The organism is Mesorhizobium sp. M8A.F.Ca.ET.161.01.1.1 (assembly GCF_004792105.1).
Classification (GTDB): Bacteria; Pseudomonadota; Alphaproteobacteria; order Rhizobiales; family Rhizobiaceae; genus Mesorhizobium.
Genome location: NZ_SRTD01000021.1, coordinates 69,297 through 91,640, shown reverse-complemented (window position 1 = coordinate 91,640; position 22,344 = coordinate 69,297). Strand labels below are relative to the sequence as shown.

Here is a 22,344-nt window from a genome sequence, read left to right as displayed (position 1 = left end):
CCATGACCGACGTCGAGTTTCGCAACCTGTCGAAATCCTTCGGCCAGCACAAGATACTCGAGAACATCAGCCTCGACATCACGAGCGGCGAATTCGTGGTGCTGGTCGGTCCGTCCGGCTGCGGCAAGTCGACCTTGCTGCGCATGCTGGCGGGCCTGGAGACCATCAGTTCCGGCGACCTCTTGATCGGCGGCACACGCGCCAACGACCTGCCGCCACAGCAGCGCAACATCGCCATGGTGTTCCAGTCCTATGCGCTATTTCCTCACCTCAAGGCCTCGGACAATATCGGCTTCGGTCCGAAGATCCGGGGCGAGGACCGCACCGCCATCGACCAGAATGTCAAGAAGGCGTCCGGCGTCCTCAACCTGTTCTCCTACCTCGACCGTTATCCCCGCCAGCTCTCCGGCGGCCAGCGCCAGCGCGTCGCCATGGGCCGCGCCATCGTGCGTGAACCCTCCGTCTTCCTGTTCGATGAGCCGCTCAGCAATCTCGACGCGCAGCTGCGCGTGCAGATGCGCACCGAGATCAAGGCACTGCACCAGCGGCTGAAATCGACCATCGTCTACGTCACCCACGACCAGATCGAGGCCATGACCATGGCCGACCGCATCGTGGTGATGGATCGCGGCAGGATCCAGCAGGTCGGAGCGCCGCTGGAGCTCTATGACAGGCCGTCCAACAAGTTCGTCGCCGGCTTCCTCGGCTCGCCGTCGATGAGCTTTGTTTCCGGGGCGCTCAAGACGACGCCCGAGAGAACCTGGTTCGAGTCGACCGGCGGCGGACGGCTTGCGCTCGCCGGCAAACCGGTGCCGGCAGGCAGTGCCGTGGAGGCCGGCATCCGGCCCGAACATTTCATCGTCGGCGAGGCCACTGATGCCATGGCGCTCAAGGTTGATGTCGTCGAGCCGACCGGTTCCGAAACCCATGTCTACGGCACCATTGGCGCCGACACTGTGCGCGCCGTGTTCCGCGACCGGGTGCCGGTCCGGCCTGGCGACCTGCTGCCGGTCTCGGTCGCCCCCGGCAACATCCATCTGTTCGACACGGCGACGGGCCTGCCGCTGAGATGACGACGGAAACTCGAATATGAAGACGCCGGCCGACATCATCACGCGGCTGCAACTGATGTCGCAGGACGGCACCAAGTCGGATCGCCGGCTGGCAAGCCTCGTTCTGTCCGATCTCGACTTCGCCTCCAAGGCAGCAATCTCGGAAATTGCCGCGCGCGTCGGCGTCAGTGAGCCGACAGTCACCCGTTTCTGCCGCAACCTCGGCTGCGAGGGCCTGCGCGACTTCAAGTTCTATCTGGCGCAGGCCATTGCCATCGGCGGCCAGTATCTGTCGCCGGAGCCGCTGAGCCGCGATGCCCGCGAACAGCGCATCGCATCGGCCATCACCGAAGCCGCGATCGCCTCCATCCAGCGCGTCAGCGAAAACCTCGACATGACGACACTGGTCGACGTCGCCGCGCGCCTCGCGGCGTCAGGCAATGTTCTGTGCATCGGTTCGGGTGGCATTTCCTCGATGATGGCGACCGAGATGCAGAACCGGCTGTTCAGGCTGGGTCTGCCGGTCCTGGCGCAGATCGACGGCCAGTTGCAGCGCATGTACGCCGCCGTTGCCACGCCGGACACCACCGTCGTCGCCTTCTCGGTCTCCGGCTATGCGCGCTCGGTCATCGAGGCGGTGCAGGTCGCCCAGCAATATGGCGCCGCCACGGTGGCCGTCACTGCGCCCGACTCCGCGCTGGCCAAGGTCGCCGACACGGTCATCCACCTGCAGCCGCTCGAGGACGGCAACATCTACAAGCCGACATCGTCGCGCTACGCGCTGCTGGCGATCGTCGACATGATCGTCACATCGGTCGCCGAGACCCGCGGCCCGAAGGTGCTGGAGAACCTGCGCCGCATCAAGCAGAGCGTGAACACGCTGAAGGTCGACGATCCGCGTTTGCCGCTGGGGGATTGAACTTCAGGTAGAGGATAGACGGCAGAGCGCATCGACACTTCTTGCCAGCGCCGCCGGTTCGCCTGAAATGCGCAGCGTCTTGAGACGGGCCGTGCCGCCGGCAACGACCGAAACCGAAGATGCCGGCACGCCCAGCGCCTTGGCGACCAGCCTCTCCAGCGCTTGATTGGCGGCGCCATTTTCCGGCACGGCGCGGACCCGCGCCTCCAAATGGCTTCGTCCGTCCGCCGATGTTTCGACGCCTTCCAGCCGGTCCACGGAAGACTTCGGCGTCAGCCGGACGAACAGATCAACGCCGTTCTCGCGAATGCGGTACGGCGCGCTCATGCGATCGTCAGGCCAGCAACAGCGGCGCCACCGTGGTGAGAATGAACTGCCTGAGGAAGAACAGGATCAAAAGCAGGATGATCGGCGAGATGTCGATGCCGCCAAGGTCGGGCATGAAGCGGCGGATCGGCCGCAGCGCCGGCTCGGTCAACCTGTAGAGCATGTTGCCGATGCTGCCGACGAACTGATTGCGCGAGTTGACGACGTTGAAGGCATAGAGCCAGGAAAAGATCGCCGAAGCGATGATGACCCACCAATAGAGGTCGAGCGCCATGACGATGGTTTGAATGAGGGCGAGCATGCCGGTCTCCAATTGTTGCCGACATGTAGCCACTACGCGCCGAACCGGCAAGGGCAGGGTTCAGCCACGCGACCGGCGGGCGGGTTTTTGGTGAAGCGCCGCCTTGACAGGAAACCGCGTCGCCCGATAAATGCGCCATCCGCTGGACGGGGCTGTAGCTCAGCTGGGAGAGCGCGTCGTTCGCAATGACGAGGTCAGGAGTTCGATCCTCCTCAGCTCCACCAGCGGAATAATCGATTGTCCGCCTTTCCGGCGCGGTAACGCCCAAGCATCATCCTATACATCGCGATGCATCACCCGGCGTCAATGCCCCCAAAAATGGCCAGAAGCGACTTCGCCTTTCCAAGGTGAAATGGTTGTCAATTGGACTTATGGCGATGGCCGGTTTCCGATCGGCGCTATTTTTTTTGGAAGCCGCCCCATTAGACTGGCGTTCTCAAATCAGTTTTTCTGTGTGTTGTGACAAGGCGTTTCGGCGGGGGCGACCGAAGGCGCTATACGGATTCCGAGTCGAAATGAAGAAGCCGCCCGCGGAAGCAAAAAAGTGTCCATTCGCGACAATCTCGCTGCAAATCTCAGGCGGCTCTGCAAGGACCATGCTTCCGTCAGCGCGGTGTGCCGCGAACTGGGCATCAACCGCACGCAGTTCGAGCGTTACCTGCAGGGGCAGACCGTCCCCAACAAGGCCACCGCCAAGCTGATCTGCGACTACTTCCGAATCGACGAGGCCGAACTGTACCGGGACCCCGGCACCCCCGAGCCCACGGCTCCCGGCCTGCCGCCGATCTCCGAAAGCCTGTTCACCCAGATGATCCGCCCGCCCGCCCCGTCGATCGCGGGCGGCACCTATTTCACCTATTTTTCGATCCCGACCCGCGCCGACCTCCTGATGCGGTCGGTGACCTTCGTGCGTCGCGAGGCTGAACTGGTCACATTCCGCTGGGTCACCGGATGGTCGGAGCGCCGCGGCTCGACATGGGCGCGGGCGCGCGGCAACCATTATGGCGTGGCGATCTCGCGCCTCAACTGGATCTATTTCAGCGGCGTCAACCGCCGCCAGACAGGCGAGCCATCGCTGATCTCGGTGCAATGGGCGCCTATCTCCGAACCGGTGCTGAGAGGCAAGGCCATGCTTCTGACCGAAACCGGGCCGGCATTCGTGTCGGTCATCATGCGGCAGGACATGTCCAATATCCCGCCCAGGCATGCGATCCGCATGGCGCATGTCGTCAGGCTCGATGATCCCGGCGTCGATCAGCTCGTCGTCAGCCTTGCCCGGGACGGGCTGGATTAGCAACTTGCTTACGCTAAATAAGAACAAGAATATCCCGAAAAAGCGTATGCTAGCGATTGCCTACTCCATATCTGAGTAAAATCGATTTTTTTAGACTTTACAGCCAGGAAAGATATTTTAGATCATATTTGATTTACTACAATTTTAACAAATCATTAACTCTCCGGACCTTACCTTTCTACTCGCGGGTACGAACTTGGCCCGCATTCGGCGGGCTCGACCATCAATTGGCCGACTCGACATGTCCAGTGTAGCCCATACGCATTCCTAGAGTTCCATCCGATGACAGGAGCAGCAGGTGTCAAATCAGTCACTACGTCAGTCAGAGCTCGATAGTCTGCAATATATCGCGACGATGACCAACGAACTGGTGCAGATGGCCGAAGCAAGCCGTTTTCCCATGATCTCCTATCTGCTCGGCATGGCCTATGCCGAGGCCTTCGATGTCTTGCGCGGCGCACGCCCGGCCAGACATGCGCAGCTCAGCGGCAACCCGATGCATCCCAAGGCACACGCGAAAGACAACCACGCTCAACCAAGAACAGCGTAGCGCGACGGGGCGGCGCTAGTCCTGTAGACTGAACACGAATGGCGCCGTACGGATGACGCGCGAGCCGAGTTCCGGCGGCGGCGCCGGCACGGTGGCGCCCTGCAGCACCGCGAGCGCTGCGCGGTCGAGCTCGGCATCACCGGACGAACGCACGACCCGCGCCGACAGCACCCGGCCGGACGGGTCCATGGTGAAAGTCACATTCACATTGCCTTGCGCGCGACGGGATTTCGCGGCACTCGGGTAGCGCTTATGGCGATTGATCCACGCCGTCAGCCGCGATTCCCATTTGGCCGGGCTGACACCCGAAAACCCGGCCGCCGAACTCGGCGCCGCTGCCTTGGCGGCGGGCCTGGCTTCGGCGCTCGCGGCACTTGCCGTCTTCAGTGGTTCGGCCTTTTCCTTCTTCGGCCTTGGCTTGAGCTTGTCGGCAGGCCTTTTGACCTTGGCTTCGGCAGGCTTCTTGTCCTTGCGTCTTTCGGCCGGCTTTGACCGCGGCATCGGGACGACAACCTCCGGCGCGACCGCCTCGACAATATCGGGGACGACCTCGTCCAAGGGCGGCTGGACGACCGGTTCGACCTCTATCATCTCCATGGGTTCGTCCGGCGGCACCGTCTCCAGCTCGGCAGCAGGTTCGGCTTGCTCGACTACCTTGTCGGGCTCGGCGGTCTTCTCCGTCTCCTCGACCGGCTCGGTCTGGTCGGGAATCGCTACATCGAGCATCGCCGCCTGTTCGGGTGCCGCCGGCGTCATCATCATCGGCGCCATTTCGATCACCGGCGCCGGCGGCGGCCCGCTATCCGACGGTTCGACTGGACTGAAATTCTGCACAGCATAAGCGACGGCGACATGCGCCCCAAGCATCAGCACGGCCGCACATGCCCATAGGGCAAGGTCGCGCCAGCCGAAGCGCGACAGCCCCATCGTGGGCGAGGCGGCCGATCGTGTCATGGGGCAGCCGTTCCGCCTGGCACCGGTGCGGCGGCATCACCGGCGGGCGCCGCCTCCAGGCCGACCAGGGCGACCTTCAGATAGCCGGCGGCACGCAGCAGGTTCATCGTCTCCATCAGGTCGCCATAGGCCACCGCCTTGTCGGCGCGCAGGAAGATTCGCGTCTGCTTGTCGCCCTTGGTGCGGCTGTCGAGCGTGGCGGCAAAAGCCGGGCGCGGCACGGTGTCGTTGCCGATCGCGAGCGTGAGATCATCCTTCAATGTCAGGAAAATCGGCGTTTCTGGCCGCGGCGCCGGCATCGCGGTCGAGCCGGGCAGGTCGACATTGACATCCACCGTCGCCAGCGGCGCTGCGACCATGAAGATGATCAACAGCACCAGGATGACATCGATGAACGGCGTGACATTGATCTCGTGGCTCTCCTCGAGATCGTCGTCCATGGTCTGTCGAAGCCTGCTTCCCACGGCACCGCCCCCTCTACTCTGCCGCCAGCACCGCCGCGGGTGCTATCGCGCGGAAATCGAGGTCGCGGCTGACCAGCCGTTCGACGCCCGCCGAGGCGTCGGCCAGTGTCTGCCGGTAGCCGGCTATCGAGCGGGCAAAGACGTTGTAAATCACAACCGCCGGAATTGCCGCGACCAGCCCCATCGCGGTGGCCAGCAACGCCTCGGCGATGCTCGGCGCCACCACGGCGAGATTGGTGGTCTGCGCGTGCGAAATGCCGATGAAGGCGTTCATGATGCCCCAGACTGTGCCGAACAGGCCGACGAAAGGCGCCGTGGACCCGATCGTCGCCAGCAGGCCGGCGCCGCGCGACATGCGCCGCGACGCTGCCGCCTCGATGCGCGACAGGCGCGAGGCGACCCGTTCCTTCAGTCCCTCCCCGCCGACATGGTCGAGCGCGCCGGCCGAAAGCGCGGTCTCTTCCTCGGCGGCCCGCACCAGGAGCGCGCCGGGACCGCCACTGCGGTCGAGCGCCCGGCTCGCCTGCTTCAACGTCGCGGCATCGCCGATCGCGCGGACGGCATGGCGGACACGCAGCTTGCCGGCGAAAATTTCCAGCGACTTGGCCAGCCATATCGTCCAGGTGACGAGCGACGCGAACGCCAATCCGATCATCACCGCCTTCACGATGATGTCGGCGGCCATGAACATGCCCCATGGCGACAGGTCGTGCGGCAGGTTCAGCTCCATCGTCCCCGCAAGGCCCGTCCCCGCCGGCTGCGGCTGCGCAGGCATCGCTGGTACTTCAGCCGCCGGTGGGGCGGGTGCCGGTACAGCTGGAGCAGCTTGTGCCGCTTCTGCCGGCGCGGCAGGGGCCCCGACTACTGCTGCAGCGACGGCCGGTTGCTCCTGGGCCACCGCGCCGGTCGCCGCCAGGATCACCGATGCGACCAACGCCGCCAACAAACCATGTCTCGACACGAGCTTCTTCCTTGCTCTCACGGCGGCCAGAATGCGGTCTGGGTATCGGCTTCGGCCCCGGCCATGGCATTTCTCCAGCGCGGCCGCCGTTTTCCAATCCTGGTTACGGCAGGCAGGTGCCCGGGTTGACTATAAAACATGAACTTACTAGTCAACATTGAAGATGACAACGGCACTCAACAACTCTTGGGAATGTGCCGGTCAAAACCCTGAAGCGCCGTGACGGCTTGTTACCGATTATGGGCGATCCGCGCCGGCGATATCCACCGCACGATACCGGACTTCCGGTGTCGCGGCATCGATGCGAAGTCGCTAGAATGATCCGGCGGCAAGGAGCTCGGGATGATCAAGGCAATACCCTTCGACTACCCTTATGATGGCAGGCTGGTGGCCCAAAACACTGCGTTGATCGTCATCGACCTGCAACAGGATTTCCTGTCGACAACGGGCTATTTCGCCAGGAAGGGATATGACCCCTCGCCGCTGCGGGCGATCCTGCCCACGGTGAACCGCCTGATCGCGGCCGCGCGCAGGGCCGGGCTCACCATCGTCCACACCAGGCAGGGTTACCGCGCCGACATGGCCGACATGACGCCCTATGAGAAATGGCGCCGCAAGCGCGCCGGTCTCGACGGCACCGACGTCCTGCTGCGCTCGGGCGCGGGGTTCCAGATCGTTCCGGAGATCGATGTCGCACCGCACGACATCATCGTAGACAAGACCTGCAACAGCGCCTTCACCTATACGGATTTCGAGCTCGTGCTGCGCGCGCGAGGCATCACGCATCTGATGTTTTCCGGATGCACGACGGATGTCTGCGTTCACACCACGCTGCGCGAGGCCTGTGACCGCAATTTGCAGTGCCTGACCATTTCGGACGCCTGCGCCAGCGGTGATCAAAAGGCGCATGAAGCGGCGTTGCACATGGTGACGGTCGAGGACGGCGTCTTCGGCGTGCTGGCCGATTCGGACGCCGTCATCGATGGCCTGTCGCGGCTTGCCGGCAGACATCATGCAACAGAAGATTGACGGGCCTCAGCCCACTGCTCGCGTCTCCAGCCCAGCGCCAGGCGCATAAGCTCCGTGGTGGAATTCGTTAGCCTCCCGGCGCGCCAGGGAGTTGCGCAGCAACGCAATGGTTTCCCGGCCAGCCGTCGCGATCTCGTGTGGCGTGTCGACGCCGATGACCATGAACTCATCGATGCCGAGAGCCGCATAGGCAAGCAGCGACAGCGCGACCTGGGCCGGAGGCCCGGAGAGGTCGACCGTCTTTTGGCCGGCGACGGAAACACCTTGGTGGATCCTGACCGGAAGCGCGAAGCGCAGTTTGCCGGCGCGGCCATGTTCGGCCGCGGCGCGACGCGCCCGCTCCATCAATTGCCTGATATCGTCGATCGGACCCGGCGCCAGTTCGAAGACATCGGCATGCCGGCCTGCCACCTTCAGCGCAGTTCCGGATTGCCCGCCCATACGGATCACGAGGTCGGCGCCATGCGGACCCTTGCGCTCGATATAACCACCCTTGATGCTGTAGAACGCACCTTCGTGGTCGAAGGGCCGGTCGTTCGACCACAGCCGCTTCAACAGCACCAGATATTCGTCGATCCGCTGCCAGACGACGCCATGTCCGACCGGCCGTGTCTCGGCATCGTCGTCGTTCAACGGCTCGCTGATCATCCTGAGGGCCAGCCGTCCGCCGCTGCCCCTGTCGATGGACGCCAACTGGCGGGCAGCCACCGTCGGTTCGATCACGCCGGCCCAATGGGTGAGCACCACTTCCAGCGAAGCAGTGCGGTTGAGCACCTGGGCGGCAAGATCCATGTTGGTCAGCAGTCCGGCCGAATCGTCGACGACGATCTTCTGGAAACCGCCGTCCTCGATCAGCCCGAGTTTGGTCGCGGTCTCTGCGAAGTCATAGAAAAAGGGAACCGTCGCGTCGGCGGTCTTGCCGGGAACATGCGTGAATTCGATCGGCATTGTCATCTCCTCCATCACTGGAATCACTGATGCTGTGAAATGCGAATCCACAGGCGCGAAAGCGCTCCGGGATCCGGTTCATTCAACTCCGATTGCCTGACAACTGTGGGCAGCTACCCCTGCCGATCTGGTGCCTTAGGGAATAAGGCCCAGCACGACTGCCCCGGTGAACACGAACGCAAGGGCAAAGACGAGATAGGCGAAAGCGCCGGCATAGGCCGGGCGAAAGCCCTGGGCATTGGCCAGCCTCTGGCCGCTGCTGTCCGTCTGGGCGTTCTGGATATAGGACATATCGACCTCCGTCTCGCCGGTTAATCTATAAAACTTGTAGACTTTGTCGATTGCTATTTTCCGGTCATTGGCAGAATTATTTTCTCAGTGATCGCCAAAAATTGGTGTGAAATTGCTGTGGGGATCGATCTGAGCGATCGACTGACGCAGCATGGCGGCATCCCTAGCGATGCAGGAAGGTTCTTGCCTACCGCTCCTCTCGTCGAAACGGCTTCAGCAGCGCCGAGGGTGCCACCGCGTTGCGCGACATCACCGCCATGGCGACAATCGTAAAGATGAAGGGCAGCATCAGGAACGCCTCGTAAGGGATGTGCCCGAGCCCGCTCGCTTGCATGCGCAGCTGGAGCGCATCGACGAAGGCAAACAGCAGCGCCGCACCCGCCGAGCGCCACGGATCCCAGCGGCCGAACACGACCAGCGCGATTGCCACCCAGCCGCGTCCGGACACCACGCCGAAGGTGAAGGCGTTGAACTGCGCCATCGACAGGAAGGCGCCGGCGAGCCCCATCAGTGCACCGCCAAGGATGACGGCCTGGAAGCGCGTGGCAATGACGCTGACGCCGGCGGAATCGGCGGCACGCGGGTTCTCGCCGACCATGCGCACCGACAGGCCCCATGGCGTGCGGTAGAGCACGAAGGCAGCGAGCGGGATGGCCAGGATCGCCATGTAGACCAGCGCGAACTGGTTGAACACCGCCGGCCCGAGCACCGGAATATCGGACAGAACCGGGATCGGCAGCGTCTGAAAACCCTTGATGCTTGGCGGCACCGATTGCTGGCCGAAGATCAGCCGGTAGAGGAAATAGGCAAGCCCCGATGAGAACAGCGTCACGCCGATGCCGCAGACATGCTGGCTGAGGCCGAGCGCCACCGTGAACAGCGCATGCAGCGCGCCCATCAGCATGCCGGTCAGCACCGCCACCAGCACGCCAAGCCACAGGCTGCCACTGAGGCTGGTGGCGGTGAAGCCGGTCATGGCGCATAGCAGCATGATGCCTTCGATGCCGAGATTGAGCACGCCGGCCCGTTCGGAGAACATTTCGCCGAGCGTGGCAAAGGCCAGCGGCGTGGCGATGCGGATGATGGCGGCGAGAAAGCCGACCTGAAAAATCTGTTCCAGCACGGCGCTCATCGGGCGACCCCGACGCGGCGGATGCGATAGGCGGTGAACAGCAGCGCGACCAGCATGGCGAGCAGAGCCGTGCCCTGGATGACGTCGCTGAGGAACGCCGGCACGCCGGTCGCGCGCGACATGGCTTCCGCACCGGTCATCACGGCGGCAAGGAAGATCGCCGCCGGCACCACGCCGAGCGGGTTGAGCCGCGCCAGCATGGCGACGACGATGCCGGAATAGCCGTAGCCCGGCGAAATATCGCTCATCACCTGGAAATGCACGCCGCCGACCTCGCCGACACCGGCAAGGCCGGCCAGCGCGCCGGAAAGCAATGCCGTCGAGATCAGCACCCGCTCAACATGGATGCCGCCATATCTGGCGGCTTCCGGGTTTTCACCGGTGACGCGGATGCGGAAGCCAAGGGTCGTGCGCACGATCAGGAACCAGATCAAGGGTGCCGCGACCAGCGCCACGATGACGCCGAGATGCAGCCGCGTGCCTTCGATCAGCACCGGAAAGTTTGCCGAATCCTCGATCGGCGGCGAGATCGGGTAGCCGCTGAAGCTATCCTTCCACGGCCCTTCGATCAGCGCCATCAGCGCGTAGTAGATGACCGAGTTGAGGAGCAGCGAACTGACGACGTCATCGACCTTGAATTTGACCCGTAGCGCCGCGGGGACAAGCGCCACCGCCGCACCGGCAGCAGCACCGGCGATTGCCATGAGCAGCATGGCGAGTGGCCCCGGCATCGGGATCGCGCCGACGAAGCAACTGGCCACCGCGCCGGCCAGCAATTGCCCCTCGGCGCCGATGTTCCAGAACTTGGCCCGGAAGGCGACGGCGACCGCCAACCCGGTAAAGATCATCGGTGCCGCGCGCACCAGCGTTTCGGTGATGGCATAGCTGTCGCCGAGCGAAGCGGTGAACATGACGCCGTAGGATTCGAACACACCAGCCCCGGCCAGCGCGATCAGGCCGCTGCACAAGACAAGCGTCGCGACGATCGCCAGCAGCGGCAGTGCCAGGTTGAACCAGGCGGGTGTGAAGGTGCGGACTTCGAGGCGGAACATCAGCCGTGGCCCTCCGCGCCGGTCATCAGCAGGCCGAGCCGCGCAACACTCGCATCGGCGCTGTCGAGCGTGCCGGCGATGCGGCCCTCATACATCACCGCGATGCGGTCGCAGAGCACCATCAGTTCCTCCAGATCCTCGCCGATGACGACGATGCCGCAGCCCTTGGCGCGCATGTCGAGGAATTTCTCGTGGATGAAACGGGCCGCGCCAATGTCGAGGCCGCGCGTCGGCTGTGAGACGATCAGAACCTTTGGGTCAAAGGCAAGCTCGCGCGCCAGCAGCGCCTTCTGCAGATTGCCGCCGGACAGCGCGCCGGCCCGCGTCATCGGCCCGGGACATCTGATATCATAGGCCTTGATCTGCGCCTCGGCGAAAGCGCGGATCGCATCCGGCTTGAGCAGCCCCCTGGCGGAGAAAGCTGATGTGCCGATGCGCGGCAGCACCATCGAATCGGCGAGTGGCAGATTGGTGACCAGCCCCGTCGTCATGCGGTCTTCCGGGATGCGGCCAAGGCCCAGCGCCTGCACCTCGCGCGGCGAGAAGTGCACGACCTGTTTGCCGGCTATCGTCATTTGGCCGTTGTCGGGCGCGCGCACGCCCGAGATCACCTCCGCCAGCGCTCGCTGGCCATTGCCCGAGACTCCGGCAATGCCGAGAATCTCGCCAGCACGCACCACAAGCGACACATCGCGCAACGCGGTGCCCGAATGCCGTGAGGTCGAAATGCGGTCGAGGATCAGCACATCGGCGCCCGGTGTCGATGGCCCACGCGCCGGCGGCACGATTTCATGGCCGCACATCAATTGCGCCATTGCAGCCGACGTCGTGTTTGCCGGATCATCGACACGGCCGGCGACGCGGCCATGCCGCAGCACGGTGCAGCGATGCGTCAGCGCCCGCACCTCGTTGAGCTTGTGCGAGATGAAGATGATGCCGAGCCCCTGCGCCGCCATCGACCGCAACGCCGAAAACAGCCCGCCGACCTCGCTCGGCGCCAGCACCGCGGTCGGCTCGTCGAGGATCAGGAGCCTGGCGCCGCGAAACAGCGCCTTGACGATTTCGAGCCGTTGCTGCTCGCCCACCGACAGCGCGGAGACCGGCAGGTTGGGGTCGAGTGTCAGCCCATGCTGGCTGCTGATTTCGGCGAGCCGCACCAGCCCGCCGGCGCGATCGATCCGCCCCGCCTTGCCCGGAATGCCGATGAGCAGGTTTTCCAGCACGGTCAGCCGTGGCGCCAGATGAAAATGTTGATGCACCATGCCGATGCCGGCGGCCAGCGCATCCGCCGAACTGGTGATCCGCGCCGGCCGGCCCTGGATCAGGATCTCGCCGGCATCCGGCGCATAGGCGCCGAACAGCACGTTCATCAATGTGGTCTTGCCGGCGCCGTTCTCGCCGAGCAAACCGAGGATTTCTCCTGGCGCCACGCTGAGATCGACAGCCTCGTTCGCCTTGACGGCGCCGAAGCTCTTGGTGATGCCGCGCATTTCGATGAGTGGGGCGGGCAAGGGTGCTCCTGAATTTGCATTCCGAGGGCAGCGCGAGGCCCCCCTCTCTGCCCTGCCGGGCATCTCCCCCTCAAGGGGGGAGATTGATGGCACATCGGCCTTCGCCAATCTCCAGCGCTGTTAAGAAGGCGCTACCCGTGACACTGCCGATCTCCCCCCTTGAGGGGGAGATGCCCGGCAGGGCAGAGAGGGGCGCCTGGCGCCGACCTCTCTCAAGCAACAAAACCTAATCCGAAACCGGCGTATTCTCGTCGACATCCACCCGGAAATTGCCTTCCAGGATCTCGGCCTTCTTCTTCTCGACCAGATCCTTGACCTCGGCGGGCAAGGTCTTGTCGAACTTGTGGAAGGGCGCGAGATAGGAGCCGCCCTTGGCCATGCGCGAGAAATCGCCGTAGTCCTGCGCCGTGTAGACGCCGGCCTTGACCAGCTTGATCGCTTGCTCGACCGTCGGGTACATGTCCCAGACAGGGCCGGTGATGACCGTATCGGGGCCGAGGCTCGACTGGTCGGACATGTTGGAGATGGCGAGGATCTTCTTCTCGACCGCCGCCTCGATGACGCCGAAGCGTTCCGCATAGATGACGTCGACGCCGGCGTCGATCTGCGCCACCGCCGCTTCCTTGGCCTTGGGCGGATCGAAGAAGGAACCGATGAAGGCGACCTTCTTCTTGACGTTCGGATTGACCTCCTTGGCGCCGGCGAAGAAGGCATTGACCAGCCGGTTCACTTCCGGAATGCCCATCGCCGCCACCGCGCCGACCGTACCCGACTTCGACATCTTGCCGGCGATCATGCCGGAGAGATAAGCAGGCTCGTGGATCCAGTTGTCGAAGACGCCGAAATTGGGTTCGGCCGGCCCCGCGCCTGAGCCGAACAGAAATGCGGTCTTGGGGAACTGCTTGGCCGTGCGGCGCGATTCACGCTCGGCGGCGAAGGCGTCGCCCAGCACCAGCTGGTACCCGCCCTGCGCATATTCGCGCATGACGCGGCTGAAGTCGGCGGTCTGCACCTTCTCGGACCATTTGTATTCGATGCCGAGTTCCTTTTCGGCCTTCTGCAGCGCGACGTGGATCTGGTTGTCCCAGGGTTCCTCGATCGGCGTGGCGAAGATAGCGGCCACTTTCAGTTTCTTGCCCGCCGCGAAGGCCGCGCCAGGCAGCATCGCCGCGGCCAGGCCAAGCGCGCCCAGCTCCAGCACGTTGCGTCGCGACAGCCCTTCGCGCATCGAATGGGATTTGTTCTTCCGGTTTTCCATTGAAGTGCCCCTCTGTTCGACAGCCGTGTCGAGCCGGCCGTTCCAAAAATCAGACGGGGAACTATGGAACGGGTCTAGACTTTTGTCCACATGGTCAAATTTGAGAGCGGCCAATCGCTTCAGGTTGGCGCCGCCCCTCACCTGCCTGCCGGCATCCTCTCCCCGTATAGTGACGGGGAGAGGGGCCTGTCATTGCCGGTTTCGCCAATCACCGGCGTTCAAAGGAGGGCGCCGGCATTGCCGCCAGCTTCCTTCTCCCCGTCACTATACGGGGAGAAGTGCCCGGCAGGGCGATGAGGGGCGGCGCCAACCCTGGCAATTTGCAGTCTCCGATCAGGCCCGTTCGAGCGCGATGGCGATGCCCTGGCCGACGCCGATGCACATGGTGGCCAGCGCATAGCGGCCGCCGCGTTCCCGCAGCTCCAGCGCAGCCGTGCCGGAGATGCGGGCGCCCGACATGCCCAGGGGATGGCCGAGCGCGATGGCGCCGCCATTCGGATTGACGTGTTCGGCATCTTCCGCGATGCCGAGCTGGCGCAGCACGGCGATGCCTTGCGAGGCAAAGGCTTCGTTGAGTTCGATGACATCGAATTGTTTCGGCGTCAGGCCGAGCCGCGCGCAGAGCTTTTGCGTTGCCGGCGCCGGACCGATGCCCATGATGCGCGGCGCGACCCCGGCGGCGGCACCGCCAAGGATGCGCGCGATCGGCGTCAGCCCGTATTTCCTCACCGCTGCCTCGGAAGCAACGACCAGCGCCGCCGCGCCGTCATTGACGCCGGAGGCATTGCCCGCCGTCACCGTGCCGCCTTGCCGGAACGGCGTCGGCAGTTTGGCCAGCGCTTCGACCGTGGTGCCGGCGCGGGGATGCTCGTCCTTCGACACGACGACCGCATCGCCCTTGCGCTGCGGGATCGCCACCGGAGTGATCTCCTTCGCCAGCCGGCCATTGGCTTGTGCCGCGACCGCCTTGTCCTGGCTGCGAGCCGCGAAAGCGTCCTGGTCGGTGCGTGACACGGCGAAATCCTCGGCGACGTTCTCGCCGGTCTCCGGCATGGAATCGACGCCATACTGCTTCTTCATCAGCGGGTTGACGAAGCGCCAGCCGATGGTGGTGTCGTAGATCTCGGCATTGCGCGAAAAAGCAGCGTCGGCTTTCGGCATGACGAAGGGCGCCCGGCTCATCGATTCCACGCCGCCTGCAATCAGCAGTTCCGCCTCGCCGGCCTTGATGGCGCGCGCGGCGATGGTCAGCGCGTCCATGCCCGAGCCGCACAGCCGGTTGACGGTGGAGCCCGGAATCTCCTGCGGCAGGCCGGCCAGCAGCAGCGCCATGCGCGCCACGTTGCGGTTGTCCTCGCCGGCCTGGTTGGCGCAGCCATAGACGACGTCGTCCACCGCCTGCCAGTCGATCCCGGGATTGCGCTCAAGCAAAGCCTTCACCGGGATGGCGCCAAGGTCATCGGTACGTACCGAGGACAGCGAACCGCCGAAGCGGCCGATCGGCGTGCGGATATAGTCGCAAATATAGGCCTCGGCCATGTCAGGCAGCTTTCCCTTTTCCGGTCCCCTCATGCGCCGCCTTGGTGCGGGCCTGCAGGTCGCGCAATGTCTTGAGTTCGAGTTCGCTTGGCGCCGGCGTTTCGTCAAGCGCCTCGGCGAACTTAACCACCCAGCCACAGCTCTCCTGCACCTGCAGGCGGGTAACGCCGGGATGTAGGGACACGACCGTGAATTCCTTGCTCACCGGGTCCGGCTTCCAGATGGCCAGGTCGGTGATCAGCAAGGTCGGGCCAGCGGTATCGATGCCCAGCCGCCTGCGATGATCGCCGCCCTCGCCATGGCCGAATGAGGTGAAGAAGTCGATCTTTTCGACCATGCCGCGCTTGGTCTGCGCCATGGTGATGTAGATTTCCTTCGACGACGTCGCGATCTCCGGCGCGCCGCCGCCACCCGGCAGCCTGGTCTTGGGATGAAAATAGTCGCCGATGACCGTGGTGTTGATGTTGCCGAACTTGTCGAGTTGCGCCGCGCCGAGAAAGCCGATCGAAATGCGGCCGCCCTGCAACCAGTAGCGGAACATCTCCGGCACCGCGACGGTGGTGACCGCTGTCTCGCACAATTCGCCATCGCCGATCGACAGCGGCAGCACGTCGGGCGCCGTGCCGATCGTGCCGCTCTCATAGATCAGCGTGATGTCGGGCGCATGCGTCAGCCGCGCCACATTGCAGGCAGCGGACGGCGCGCCGATGCCGACGAAGCAGACGTCGTCGTTCCCCAGGGCCCGGCTGGCCGCGATCGTCATCATCTCGTTTGATGTAAAGCCCAAGGGGTTCTGGTTGTCGCTCATCCCGCTTTCCTCAGATGTTCGACGCGGCCCGCGAAATCGTCGGCGGTTCTTTCGATGACGTTGGCCTGCATCCACGCTTCGAATCTTTCCCGGTCGGCGGCGATCTCGTCCCATTCGAGATAGGCGGCATTGTCGCGCGCATAATAGCCGTGCGCATAGGACGGATGCGAACCGCCGGGCACGATCGAAATCGCCGCGATCGTCCAGCGCGGCAGCACGGTCAGGTTCGGATGCAAATCGTCGAAATTGTCGACCACCTCCTCGACCGTCACCACGGCGCGCCTGGCCGCCAGCACCGCCTCCTTCTGGATGCCGATAATGCCCTCGACCAGCACATTGCCTTTCTTGTCGGCCTTCTGCGCATGGATGAAAGTGACATCGGGCCGGATCGACGGCACCGCCGCCAGCACCTCGCCGGTGAACGGACAGGTGACCGATTTGATGTTCGGATTGACCGCGGCCAGCCCGGCGCCGCGATAGCCGCGGAACACCGCGCAAGGCAGGCCGGCCGCGCCCGCCTCATAGGCGTTGGCCATGCCGGCATGGCTGTGCTCCTCGACCTCGATCGACCGGGGAAAACCGTTCTCGATCGCATCGCGGGCGCGCCGCAGCAGGCCGACACCGGGATTGCCGACATAGGAGAAGACGATTTTCTTCGCCATGCCCATGCCGATCATCTGGTCGTAGATCAGATCGGGTGTCATGCGGATCAGGGTCAGGTCGCGAAACCCCTGGCGGATCGCCTCATGCGCGGCAGCTGTCGGGATCAGATGGGTGAAGCCTTCGAAGGCGACCGTGTCGCCATTTTTCAGGTTTTCCGCGACGGCCTGTCTGAGCGGCAGGAACTTCACCATCGCGGCGCCCTCACAATTAGCAAAAGTTCGCATTGCGAACAAAAGTATTATATGCGATACTTTCTAGCGCCTGCTCCGAGGCGGAGTCAATACTGGCTAAATCGCTTTTGTCAGAGGATGAGATGGACGAAGAGACCGTTTCCCGTGATCACGTTGGCTCGCTCGGGCGCGGACTTGCCGTCATGGAAATCCTGGCCCGGCATCCCGCGGGCATGACCCTGACCGAAATGGCCGAGGAAGCCGGCCTGACCCGCGCCGGCGCCCGTCGCTTCCTGCTGACCTTGGTCGCCACCGGCTACGCGACTCAATCCGGCCGTGTGTTCTCCCTGTCGCCGCGCCTGCTGACCGTCGCTCGCACCTGGCTCGGAGGCGCCTCGCTGTGGAGCTTCGCCGCGCCGATCATGCGTGCGGTGGCGGCGCAGTTGAACGAAGCTTGCTCGGCGGCGATCTTGTCGGGCGAGGATGTCGTCTATGTCGCCCGTATTCCTGGCCGCCGTATCCTGAGCGTCTCGCTCGACGTCGGCACCAGATTGCCCGCCTACTGCACCTCGATGGGCCGGATGCTGCTCGCCGGGCTGACGCCAGAGGAACTCGACGCATTTCTTAGCCACGCAGCCATCGAACGCCGGACGCCGAAGACGATTACCGACAGGTCATTGCTGGCGAACACCATCGGCAAGGCTGGAGCGGATGGCTTCGCCATCGTCGACGAGGAGTTGGAACTCGGCCTGCGCTCCATCGCCGTGCCGATCCGCGACAGGTCTGGACGCACGGTCGCGGCAATCAACGTCTCGACCCAGACGGCACGGTTTTCGGTCGCGGATATGGAACGGGAGATCCTGCCGGCGCTGCTGGATGCCAGGCAGCGTATCGAGGATTTTTTTGTGGTGTAAGAGGCCTTGCTAGCCTTCCGACGTCGGCGGGCCAGCGCCCCCCTCTGCCCTGCCGGGCATCTCCCCCACTTGGGGGGAGATCGGATGCTACGCCGGCTTTCGCCAAATTTAACATTTGCAAGGAAAAGGCGGGGCGCCAAAGCTGCCAATCTCCCCCCTCGTGGGGGAGATGTCCGGCAGGACAGAGGGGGGCGCGGTCCCGCCAGCCTCTGATCGTTAGCCCCTCAATGCTTCATCCGATCCCGCATCGCGTACCACAACATCCCCAGCACATAGAGTGGCCCGCGCAGCGCCGTGCCGCCCGGGAACGGCATCGGGGTCAGCGTCGAGAACAGGTCGAGCCGCGACGCATCGCCGGTGATCGCTTCGGCGAGCAGCTTGCCCGACAGTGTCGACAGGATGACGCCCTTGCCGGAATAGCCATGCGCGAAATAGACCTCGCCATAGTGCCCGACATGCGGCAGCCGCGACGTCGTCACCGACACCAGCCCGCCCCAGGCATGATCGATGCGGCATCCCTTGAGCTGCGGGAAGGTGCCTTCCATGTGCGGCCGCACGAAGCCGGCTATATCGGCCGGCGGTGACGGCGTGTAGCGCTCGCCGCCGCCGAACAACAGCCGCCCGTCCGCGGACATCCTGTAATAGTTGACGACGAAGCGCGTGTCGGACACCGCGACATTGGCGGGGATGACGTTGCGTTTGCCCTCCAGCGGCTCGGTGGCGACGATGTAGTTGCCGACCGGCATGATGCGGCTGTTGACGCGTGGCTCCAGCCCGTTGAGCAGCGCGTCTCCCGCCAGCACGACGTGTCTGGCCCGCACCGATCCCTTTGCCGTCGAAACCCGGATCGACGGCTTCCGCTCCAGTTTCACCGCCACCGAATTCTCGTGGATGGTGACGCCGGCCGCGACAGCCGCGCGGGCAAGCCCGAGCGTATAGTTGAGTGGGTGCATGTGGCCGCCGAGCGGCTCATACATCGCGCCGTGATATGGCGTGTCGACCTTGGCCCGCGCGTCCGCCGCCGAGAGTATCTCGACGTCGGGGAACTTCATCACGCTCTCGAGGCATTTGGCCTCTTCCTCCAAATCCCTGAGGTCGGAGCCATTGACCGCGCCGACCAGATGGCCGGTCAGCCTGAGGTCGCAGTCGATGGCATGGCGCTCGATGATGCCGAGCACCAGCCCGCGTGCTTCGAAGGCGAGGTCGAACAGCACTTTCGCCCGCTCGGGTCCGTAGAGCTTGACCAGACCCTTGGCGCCCTTGCGCAGGCCGGGGATCATCTGGCCGCCATTGCGGCCCGAGGCGCCCCAGCCGATCTTGCCGCCTTCGAGCAGCACCACTTTGAGGCCGCGCTCGGCGGCGTGAAGCGCGGCCGACAGGCCGGTGCAGCCACCGCCGACAACCACCAGGTCGGCTTCGACATCGCCCGCAAGCGCCGGATGGTCCGGCGCCGGATTGGCGGTCGCGACATAGTAGGATTTGCCGATACCGAGACCGGAATTGAAACCCGTTGAAGATGCCATGATCACACCTTCAGCAAAAGGTGGTCGCGTTCCCAGCTCGTCACCACGCTCTGGAACAGGTCGAGCTCGACGCTCTTGACGCGCAGATAGGTCTGGAAGAAGTCCTCGCCCAGCAATGCCCGCACCGGGTCGCACGCGGTGAAGCGGTCGAGCGCCTCCTCCATGGTCTTCGGCAGCGTGCTCTTGATCTTGTAGGCATTGCCCGACGCCTCGGCCGAGCGCGCCTGCTTCTGCTCGACACCGAGATAGCCGGCAAGCAGCGAACCGGCGATCGCCAGATAGGGATTGGAATCGGCACCCGGCAGCCGGTTCTCCACCCGCCGCGCCATGCGCCCGCCGGCCGGCACGCGCAGGCCGCAGGAGCGGTTGTCATGCGACCACTCGATGTTGGCCGGCGCGCTGTGGTTCGGCCTTATGCGGCGGAACGAGTTCACGTTCGGCGCGAACAGCGGCATGATTTCGGGAATGTACTTCTGCAGGCCGCCGATGAAATGGCCGAACATCCCGGTGTCGGCATCGTCGCTGCCGGCGAAAAGCGCGTTGCCGGCCTCGTCGACGACGGACATGTGCAGATGCATGGAACTGCCCGCCTGGGCCGCGATCGGCTTGGCCATGAAGGTCGCATGCATGCCGCATTGCTGCGCGGCCTGGCGCGTAAACCGCTTGAACAAAAGCACCTGGTCGGCCAGCGGCAGGGCGTCGCCATGCAGCAGATTGATTTCGAGCTGCGCCGTGCCCGATTCATGGATCAGCGTATCGAGCGGCAGTCCGGCTGCCGCTGAATAGTCATAGATACGCCGGATCACTGGCTCGAATTCTTCCAGCGCCGCCATGTCATAGGGATGCTGCACGCCCTCGGCGCGGCCATTGGCTCCGACCGGCGCGGTCAGCGGCTTGTCCGGATCGGGATTGGGCGCGGTAAGGTAGAATTCGAGCTCGGGTGCGACCACCGCGCGCCAGCCGCGCTGGCGATAGAGATCGAGCACGGCGCGCAGCACATGACGCGGCGAAGCCATCCACGGCCTGCCATCCATATGAAAGGCATCGGCAAAAACATAGGCCTTCCCCGTCCCGGCGCCCGGCGCCAGGCACAGCGTCGAGACATCGGGCACCATGCGCATGTCGGGGTCCGAATAGGCAAAACCCTCGTCGATCGAGCCGGAATAACGGCCGTCGATGCTGACCAGGAAGGCGCTGCTCGGCAGGTAGAGCGCGCGGTCTTCCAGCGCCTTGAGGAATTTGGCGGTCGGCAGCGCCTTGCCGCGCAGGACGCCGTTCATGTCGGGCACCAGGCACTCGATCTCGGTGATGCCGTGCTGCGTAAGCCAGGCCTTGGGGTCGTTGCCATTGAAGAGGTTTGCGGTATTCGTGTTCTTATCGAGCATTTCGTTCAAGTCCGTATCAGGGAGAGAATGGCTTGCGCGGCCACGTCCGTTCCGGGTTTCAGCGCCATCTCGGCTGCATTGTCCCTGAGGCGGGCGCGCATGGCGTCATCGGTCAGCAGGCCGAGAATGGCTCTCTCCAATCCCCCTTCGGTCCAGCCGTCACGGCCGATATGGTCGCCGACGCCGGTTTCGCCGGCGCGTTGCGCATTGTCGTGTCCGTCCCAGCAATAGGGCATGATCAGCGACGGCACGCCGAAGCGCAGCGCTTCGCAAAAGCTGTTGTTGCCGCCGTGGTGGATGAACAAGTCCGACTTCGCCACCACGGAGGGCTGCGGAAACCAGGCGTCGAGGTAGACATTGTCGGGCACCGCGCGGTAGGCATCGCGCAGGCCACCGACATTGACGATGAAGCGGGCCGGCAGCCGGTCGAATACGGCAAGCATGCGCTCGATCAGGCCGACATCCATTGCGCCGAGACTGCCGAAGCTGACATAGACCAGCGGCCCGCCATTGCGCGGGAAAACCGGCACCTCGAATGGCCCTTCCGACCGCACGCAGCCCTCGAGATAAACGAAGCGCTCGGGGTCGAGCGGCTCGGCGCGTTCGCGGCGCACGATCGCCGGCGTCAAGAGCAGATTGAGATCGGGTGAGGTTTCAAGAAACAGGCCCTTCGGCAGCGGTGCCAGGCCGCAATCGGCGCGAAAACGGTTGAAGCGGTCATGCGCCGGCGCAGAGGCTGCGAGATATCGCGCCTCGAACGCCGCGCGTTGCGGATCGTCGGCGGCAAGCCCCGACAGATAGGGCGGCACGGCGTTGTCCGGAAGTTCCGTCTCGGCGCAGGAAACGACGCGCACCCACGGGCAGCCGGCTGCCGCTATCGCCGGGAACATGATGACATTGTCGAGCACCACCGCGTCGGGCTTCAGCCGCGCCAGCAATTGGCGCAGCGGCGCCTCGGCATTGACCGCCGTGTCGACTATCGCCTGCCAGGTCGGCGCGACATAGGTTTCGAGCTGGTCGATCGGGCTCAGCCTGAAATGCGGCAGATGCCGGCGCACGAACGCCTGCCAGTAGCTCTGGCGCTCGCTGTCGCTCAGCGGCTCCTCGGTCGGCAGCTGGTATTCCTGGAAACCATAGTCGGCAAAGACGCCGGAGAAGCCGGCATGGCAGATGAACACCGGCCGCGCGCCCTTCGCGCGCAGCGCCTGCGCGATGCCGACGCAATTCAACGCCGCCCCGAAACTGGCCTCGGGAAACAGCGCGATGGTCGGGCTCGCTCTACGCGTCAATTAAATCCTC

Annotated in this window: 23 protein-coding genes and 1 tRNA gene; 7 read left to right on the top strand and 17 right to left on the bottom strand. The window is 64.3% G+C overall.

What is annotated here, in order from left to right:
- Nucleotides 1-2 precede the first annotated feature (2 nt).
- Nucleotides 3-1,073: a sn-glycerol-3-phosphate ABC transporter ATP-binding protein UgpC gene (gene ugpC / locus EN804_RS30930; protein ID WP_135922010.1), complete on the top strand. Its 1,071-nt coding sequence runs from the start codon at nt 3-5 to the stop codon at nt 1,071-1,073.
- Nucleotides 1,074-1,089: 16 nt separating this feature from the next.
- A complete protein-coding gene (locus tag EN804_RS30925; RefSeq protein ID WP_127277082.1) occupies nt 1,090-1,971 on the top strand; it encodes a MurR/RpiR family transcriptional regulator in 882 nt (293 codons plus the stop codon).
- A 3-nt stretch (nt 1,972-1,974) separates the two neighbouring features.
- On the opposite strand, the gene EN804_RS30920 is transcribed toward EN804_RS30925, so the two are convergent.
- Together EN804_RS30920 and EN804_RS30915 are read right to left on the bottom strand one after the other, a co-directional pair.
- Entirely contained in the window at nt 1,975-2,298 is a 324-nt protein-coding gene (locus tag EN804_RS30920; protein ID WP_135922009.1) for a DUF167 domain-containing protein, read from the bottom strand.
- 7 nt (nt 2,299-2,305) lie between these two features.
- Nucleotides 2,306-2,599: a YggT family protein gene (locus tag EN804_RS30915; protein WP_015315112.1), complete on the bottom strand. Its 294-nt coding sequence runs from the start codon at nt 2,597-2,599 to the stop codon at nt 2,306-2,308.
- A 148-nt stretch (nt 2,600-2,747) separates the two neighbouring features.
- On the opposite strand from EN804_RS30915, the gene EN804_RS30910 reads away from it, so the two are divergent.
- The 3 genes from EN804_RS30910 to EN804_RS30900 all read left to right on the top strand — a co-directional run bounded on the left by EN804_RS30910 (nt 2,748) and on the right by EN804_RS30900 (nt 4,443).
- Nucleotides 2,748-2,823, top strand: a tRNA-Ala gene (locus tag EN804_RS30910).
- Nucleotides 2,824-3,143: 320 nt separating this feature from the next.
- On the top strand, nt 3,144-3,893 hold the full coding sequence (locus EN804_RS30905; protein WP_127277086.1) for a helix-turn-helix transcriptional regulator: 750 nt from the start codon (nt 3,144-3,146) through the stop codon (nt 3,891-3,893).
- Between the two features lie 298 nt (nt 3,894-4,191).
- Entirely contained in the window at nt 4,192-4,443 is a 252-nt protein-coding gene (locus tag EN804_RS30900; RefSeq protein ID WP_127277088.1) for a hypothetical protein, read from the top strand.
- Nucleotides 4,444-4,458: 15 nt separating this feature from the next.
- On the opposite strand, the gene EN804_RS30895 is transcribed toward EN804_RS30900, so the two are convergent.
- The 3 genes from EN804_RS30895 to exbB are packed head-to-tail and all read right to left on the bottom strand — an operon-like array spanning nt 4,459 to nt 6,822.
- Entirely contained in the window at nt 4,459-5,397 is a 939-nt protein-coding gene (locus tag EN804_RS30895; protein ID WP_127872885.1) for an energy transducer TonB, read from the bottom strand.
- The gene (gene exbD / locus EN804_RS30890; RefSeq protein WP_127872884.1) at nt 5,394-5,861 is read right to left on the bottom strand and encodes a TonB system transport protein ExbD; all 468 of its coding nucleotides are present in this window, start codon (nt 5,859-5,861) and stop codon (nt 5,394-5,396) included. Before exbD ends, EN804_RS30895 begins: the two co-directional genes overlap by 4 nt.
- 13 nt (nt 5,862-5,874) lie before the next feature.
- Nucleotides 5,875-6,822 (bottom strand): tonB-system energizer ExbB, encoded by a 948-nt coding sequence (gene exbB, locus EN804_RS30885; RefSeq protein WP_135922008.1) that lies wholly within the window; start codon nt 6,820-6,822, stop codon nt 5,875-5,877.
- A gap of 342 nt (nt 6,823-7,164) precedes the next feature.
- Between exbB and EN804_RS30880 the strand changes: the two genes are divergently transcribed.
- Nucleotides 7,165-7,851 carry an isochorismatase family cysteine hydrolase gene (locus tag EN804_RS30880; protein WP_127872882.1) on the top strand — a complete coding sequence of 229 codons (687 nt, stop codon included), beginning with the start codon at nt 7,165-7,167 and terminating at the stop codon, nt 7,849-7,851.
- 6 nt (nt 7,852-7,857) lie between these two features.
- Here the strand turns inward: EN804_RS30880 and EN804_RS30875 are convergent, their stop codons facing one another.
- The 9 genes from EN804_RS30875 to EN804_RS30825 all read right to left on the bottom strand — a co-directional run bounded on the left by EN804_RS30875 (nt 7,858) and on the right by EN804_RS30825 (nt 17,244).
- Nucleotides 7,858-8,799 carry an LLM class flavin-dependent oxidoreductase gene (locus EN804_RS30875; RefSeq protein ID WP_127279724.1) on the bottom strand — a complete coding sequence of 314 codons (942 nt, stop codon included), beginning with the start codon at nt 8,797-8,799 and terminating at the stop codon, nt 7,858-7,860.
- A 135-nt stretch (nt 8,800-8,934) separates the two neighbouring features.
- Complete coding sequence (locus EN804_RS30870; RefSeq protein ID WP_127279725.1) at nt 8,935-9,090, bottom strand: hypothetical protein; 156 nt, start codon at nt 9,088-9,090, stop codon at nt 8,935-8,937.
- A 187-nt stretch (nt 9,091-9,277) separates the two neighbouring features.
- Nucleotides 9,278-10,222: an ABC transporter permease gene (locus tag EN804_RS30865; RefSeq protein WP_135863337.1), complete on the bottom strand. Its 945-nt coding sequence runs from the start codon at nt 10,220-10,222 to the stop codon at nt 9,278-9,280.
- The gene (locus EN804_RS30860) at nt 10,219-11,274 is read right to left on the bottom strand and encodes an ABC transporter permease (protein WP_135922007.1); all 1,056 of its coding nucleotides are present in this window, start codon (nt 11,272-11,274) and stop codon (nt 10,219-10,221) included. Before EN804_RS30860 ends, EN804_RS30865 begins: the two co-directional genes overlap by 4 nt.
- Entirely contained in the window at nt 11,274-12,785 is a 1,512-nt protein-coding gene (locus EN804_RS30855) for an ABC transporter ATP-binding protein (protein ID WP_135922006.1), read from the bottom strand. The genes EN804_RS30860 and EN804_RS30855 overlap by 1 nt, the downstream gene beginning before the upstream one ends.
- Nucleotides 12,786-13,011: 226 nt before the next feature.
- Nucleotides 13,012-14,043 carry a BMP family protein gene (locus EN804_RS30845; RefSeq protein ID WP_135922005.1) on the bottom strand — a complete coding sequence of 344 codons (1,032 nt, stop codon included), beginning with the start codon at nt 14,041-14,043 and terminating at the stop codon, nt 13,012-13,014.
- Nucleotides 14,044-14,376: 333 nt separating this feature from the next.
- The gene (gene pcaF, locus EN804_RS30835; protein ID WP_135922004.1) at nt 14,377-15,582 is read right to left on the bottom strand and encodes a 3-oxoadipyl-CoA thiolase; all 1,206 of its coding nucleotides are present in this window, start codon (nt 15,580-15,582) and stop codon (nt 14,377-14,379) included.
- A gap of 1 nt (nt 15,583) precedes the next feature.
- Nucleotides 15,584-16,390, bottom strand: a complete 807-nt coding sequence (locus EN804_RS30830; protein ID WP_135922003.1) for a CoA-transferase subunit beta — start codon at nt 16,388-16,390, stop codon at nt 15,584-15,586.
- The gene (locus EN804_RS30825; RefSeq protein WP_135922002.1) at nt 16,387-17,244 is read right to left on the bottom strand and encodes a CoA transferase subunit A; all 858 of its coding nucleotides are present in this window, start codon (nt 17,242-17,244) and stop codon (nt 16,387-16,389) included. Before EN804_RS30825 ends, EN804_RS30830 begins: the two co-directional genes overlap by 4 nt.
- A gap of 122 nt (nt 17,245-17,366) precedes the next feature.
- Here EN804_RS30825 and EN804_RS30820 point away from each other — a divergent pair, with 122 nt between their 5' ends.
- A complete protein-coding gene (locus EN804_RS30820; protein ID WP_135922001.1) occupies nt 17,367-18,137 on the top strand; it encodes an IclR family transcriptional regulator C-terminal domain-containing protein in 771 nt (256 codons plus the stop codon).
- A gap of 224 nt (nt 18,138-18,361) precedes the next feature.
- On the opposite strand, the gene EN804_RS30815 is transcribed toward EN804_RS30820, so the two are convergent.
- Genes EN804_RS30815 through EN804_RS30805 form a run of 3 tightly spaced genes read right to left on the bottom strand, consistent with a single transcriptional unit; the run spans nt 18,362 to nt 22,334 of the window.
- Nucleotides 18,362-19,660 (bottom strand): FAD-binding oxidoreductase, encoded by a 1,299-nt coding sequence (locus tag EN804_RS30815; RefSeq protein ID WP_189524594.1) that lies wholly within the window; start codon nt 19,658-19,660, stop codon nt 18,362-18,364.
- A 2-nt stretch (nt 19,661-19,662) separates the two neighbouring features.
- On the bottom strand, nt 19,663-21,045 hold the full coding sequence (locus tag EN804_RS30810) for a glutamine synthetase family protein (protein WP_135922000.1): 1,383 nt from the start codon (nt 21,043-21,045) through the stop codon (nt 19,663-19,665).
- 5 nt (nt 21,046-21,050) lie between these two features.
- Complete coding sequence (locus EN804_RS30805) at nt 21,051-22,334, bottom strand: glycosyltransferase (RefSeq protein ID WP_135921999.1); 1,284 nt, start codon at nt 22,332-22,334, stop codon at nt 21,051-21,053.
- Nucleotides 22,335-22,344 lie beyond the last annotated feature (10 nt).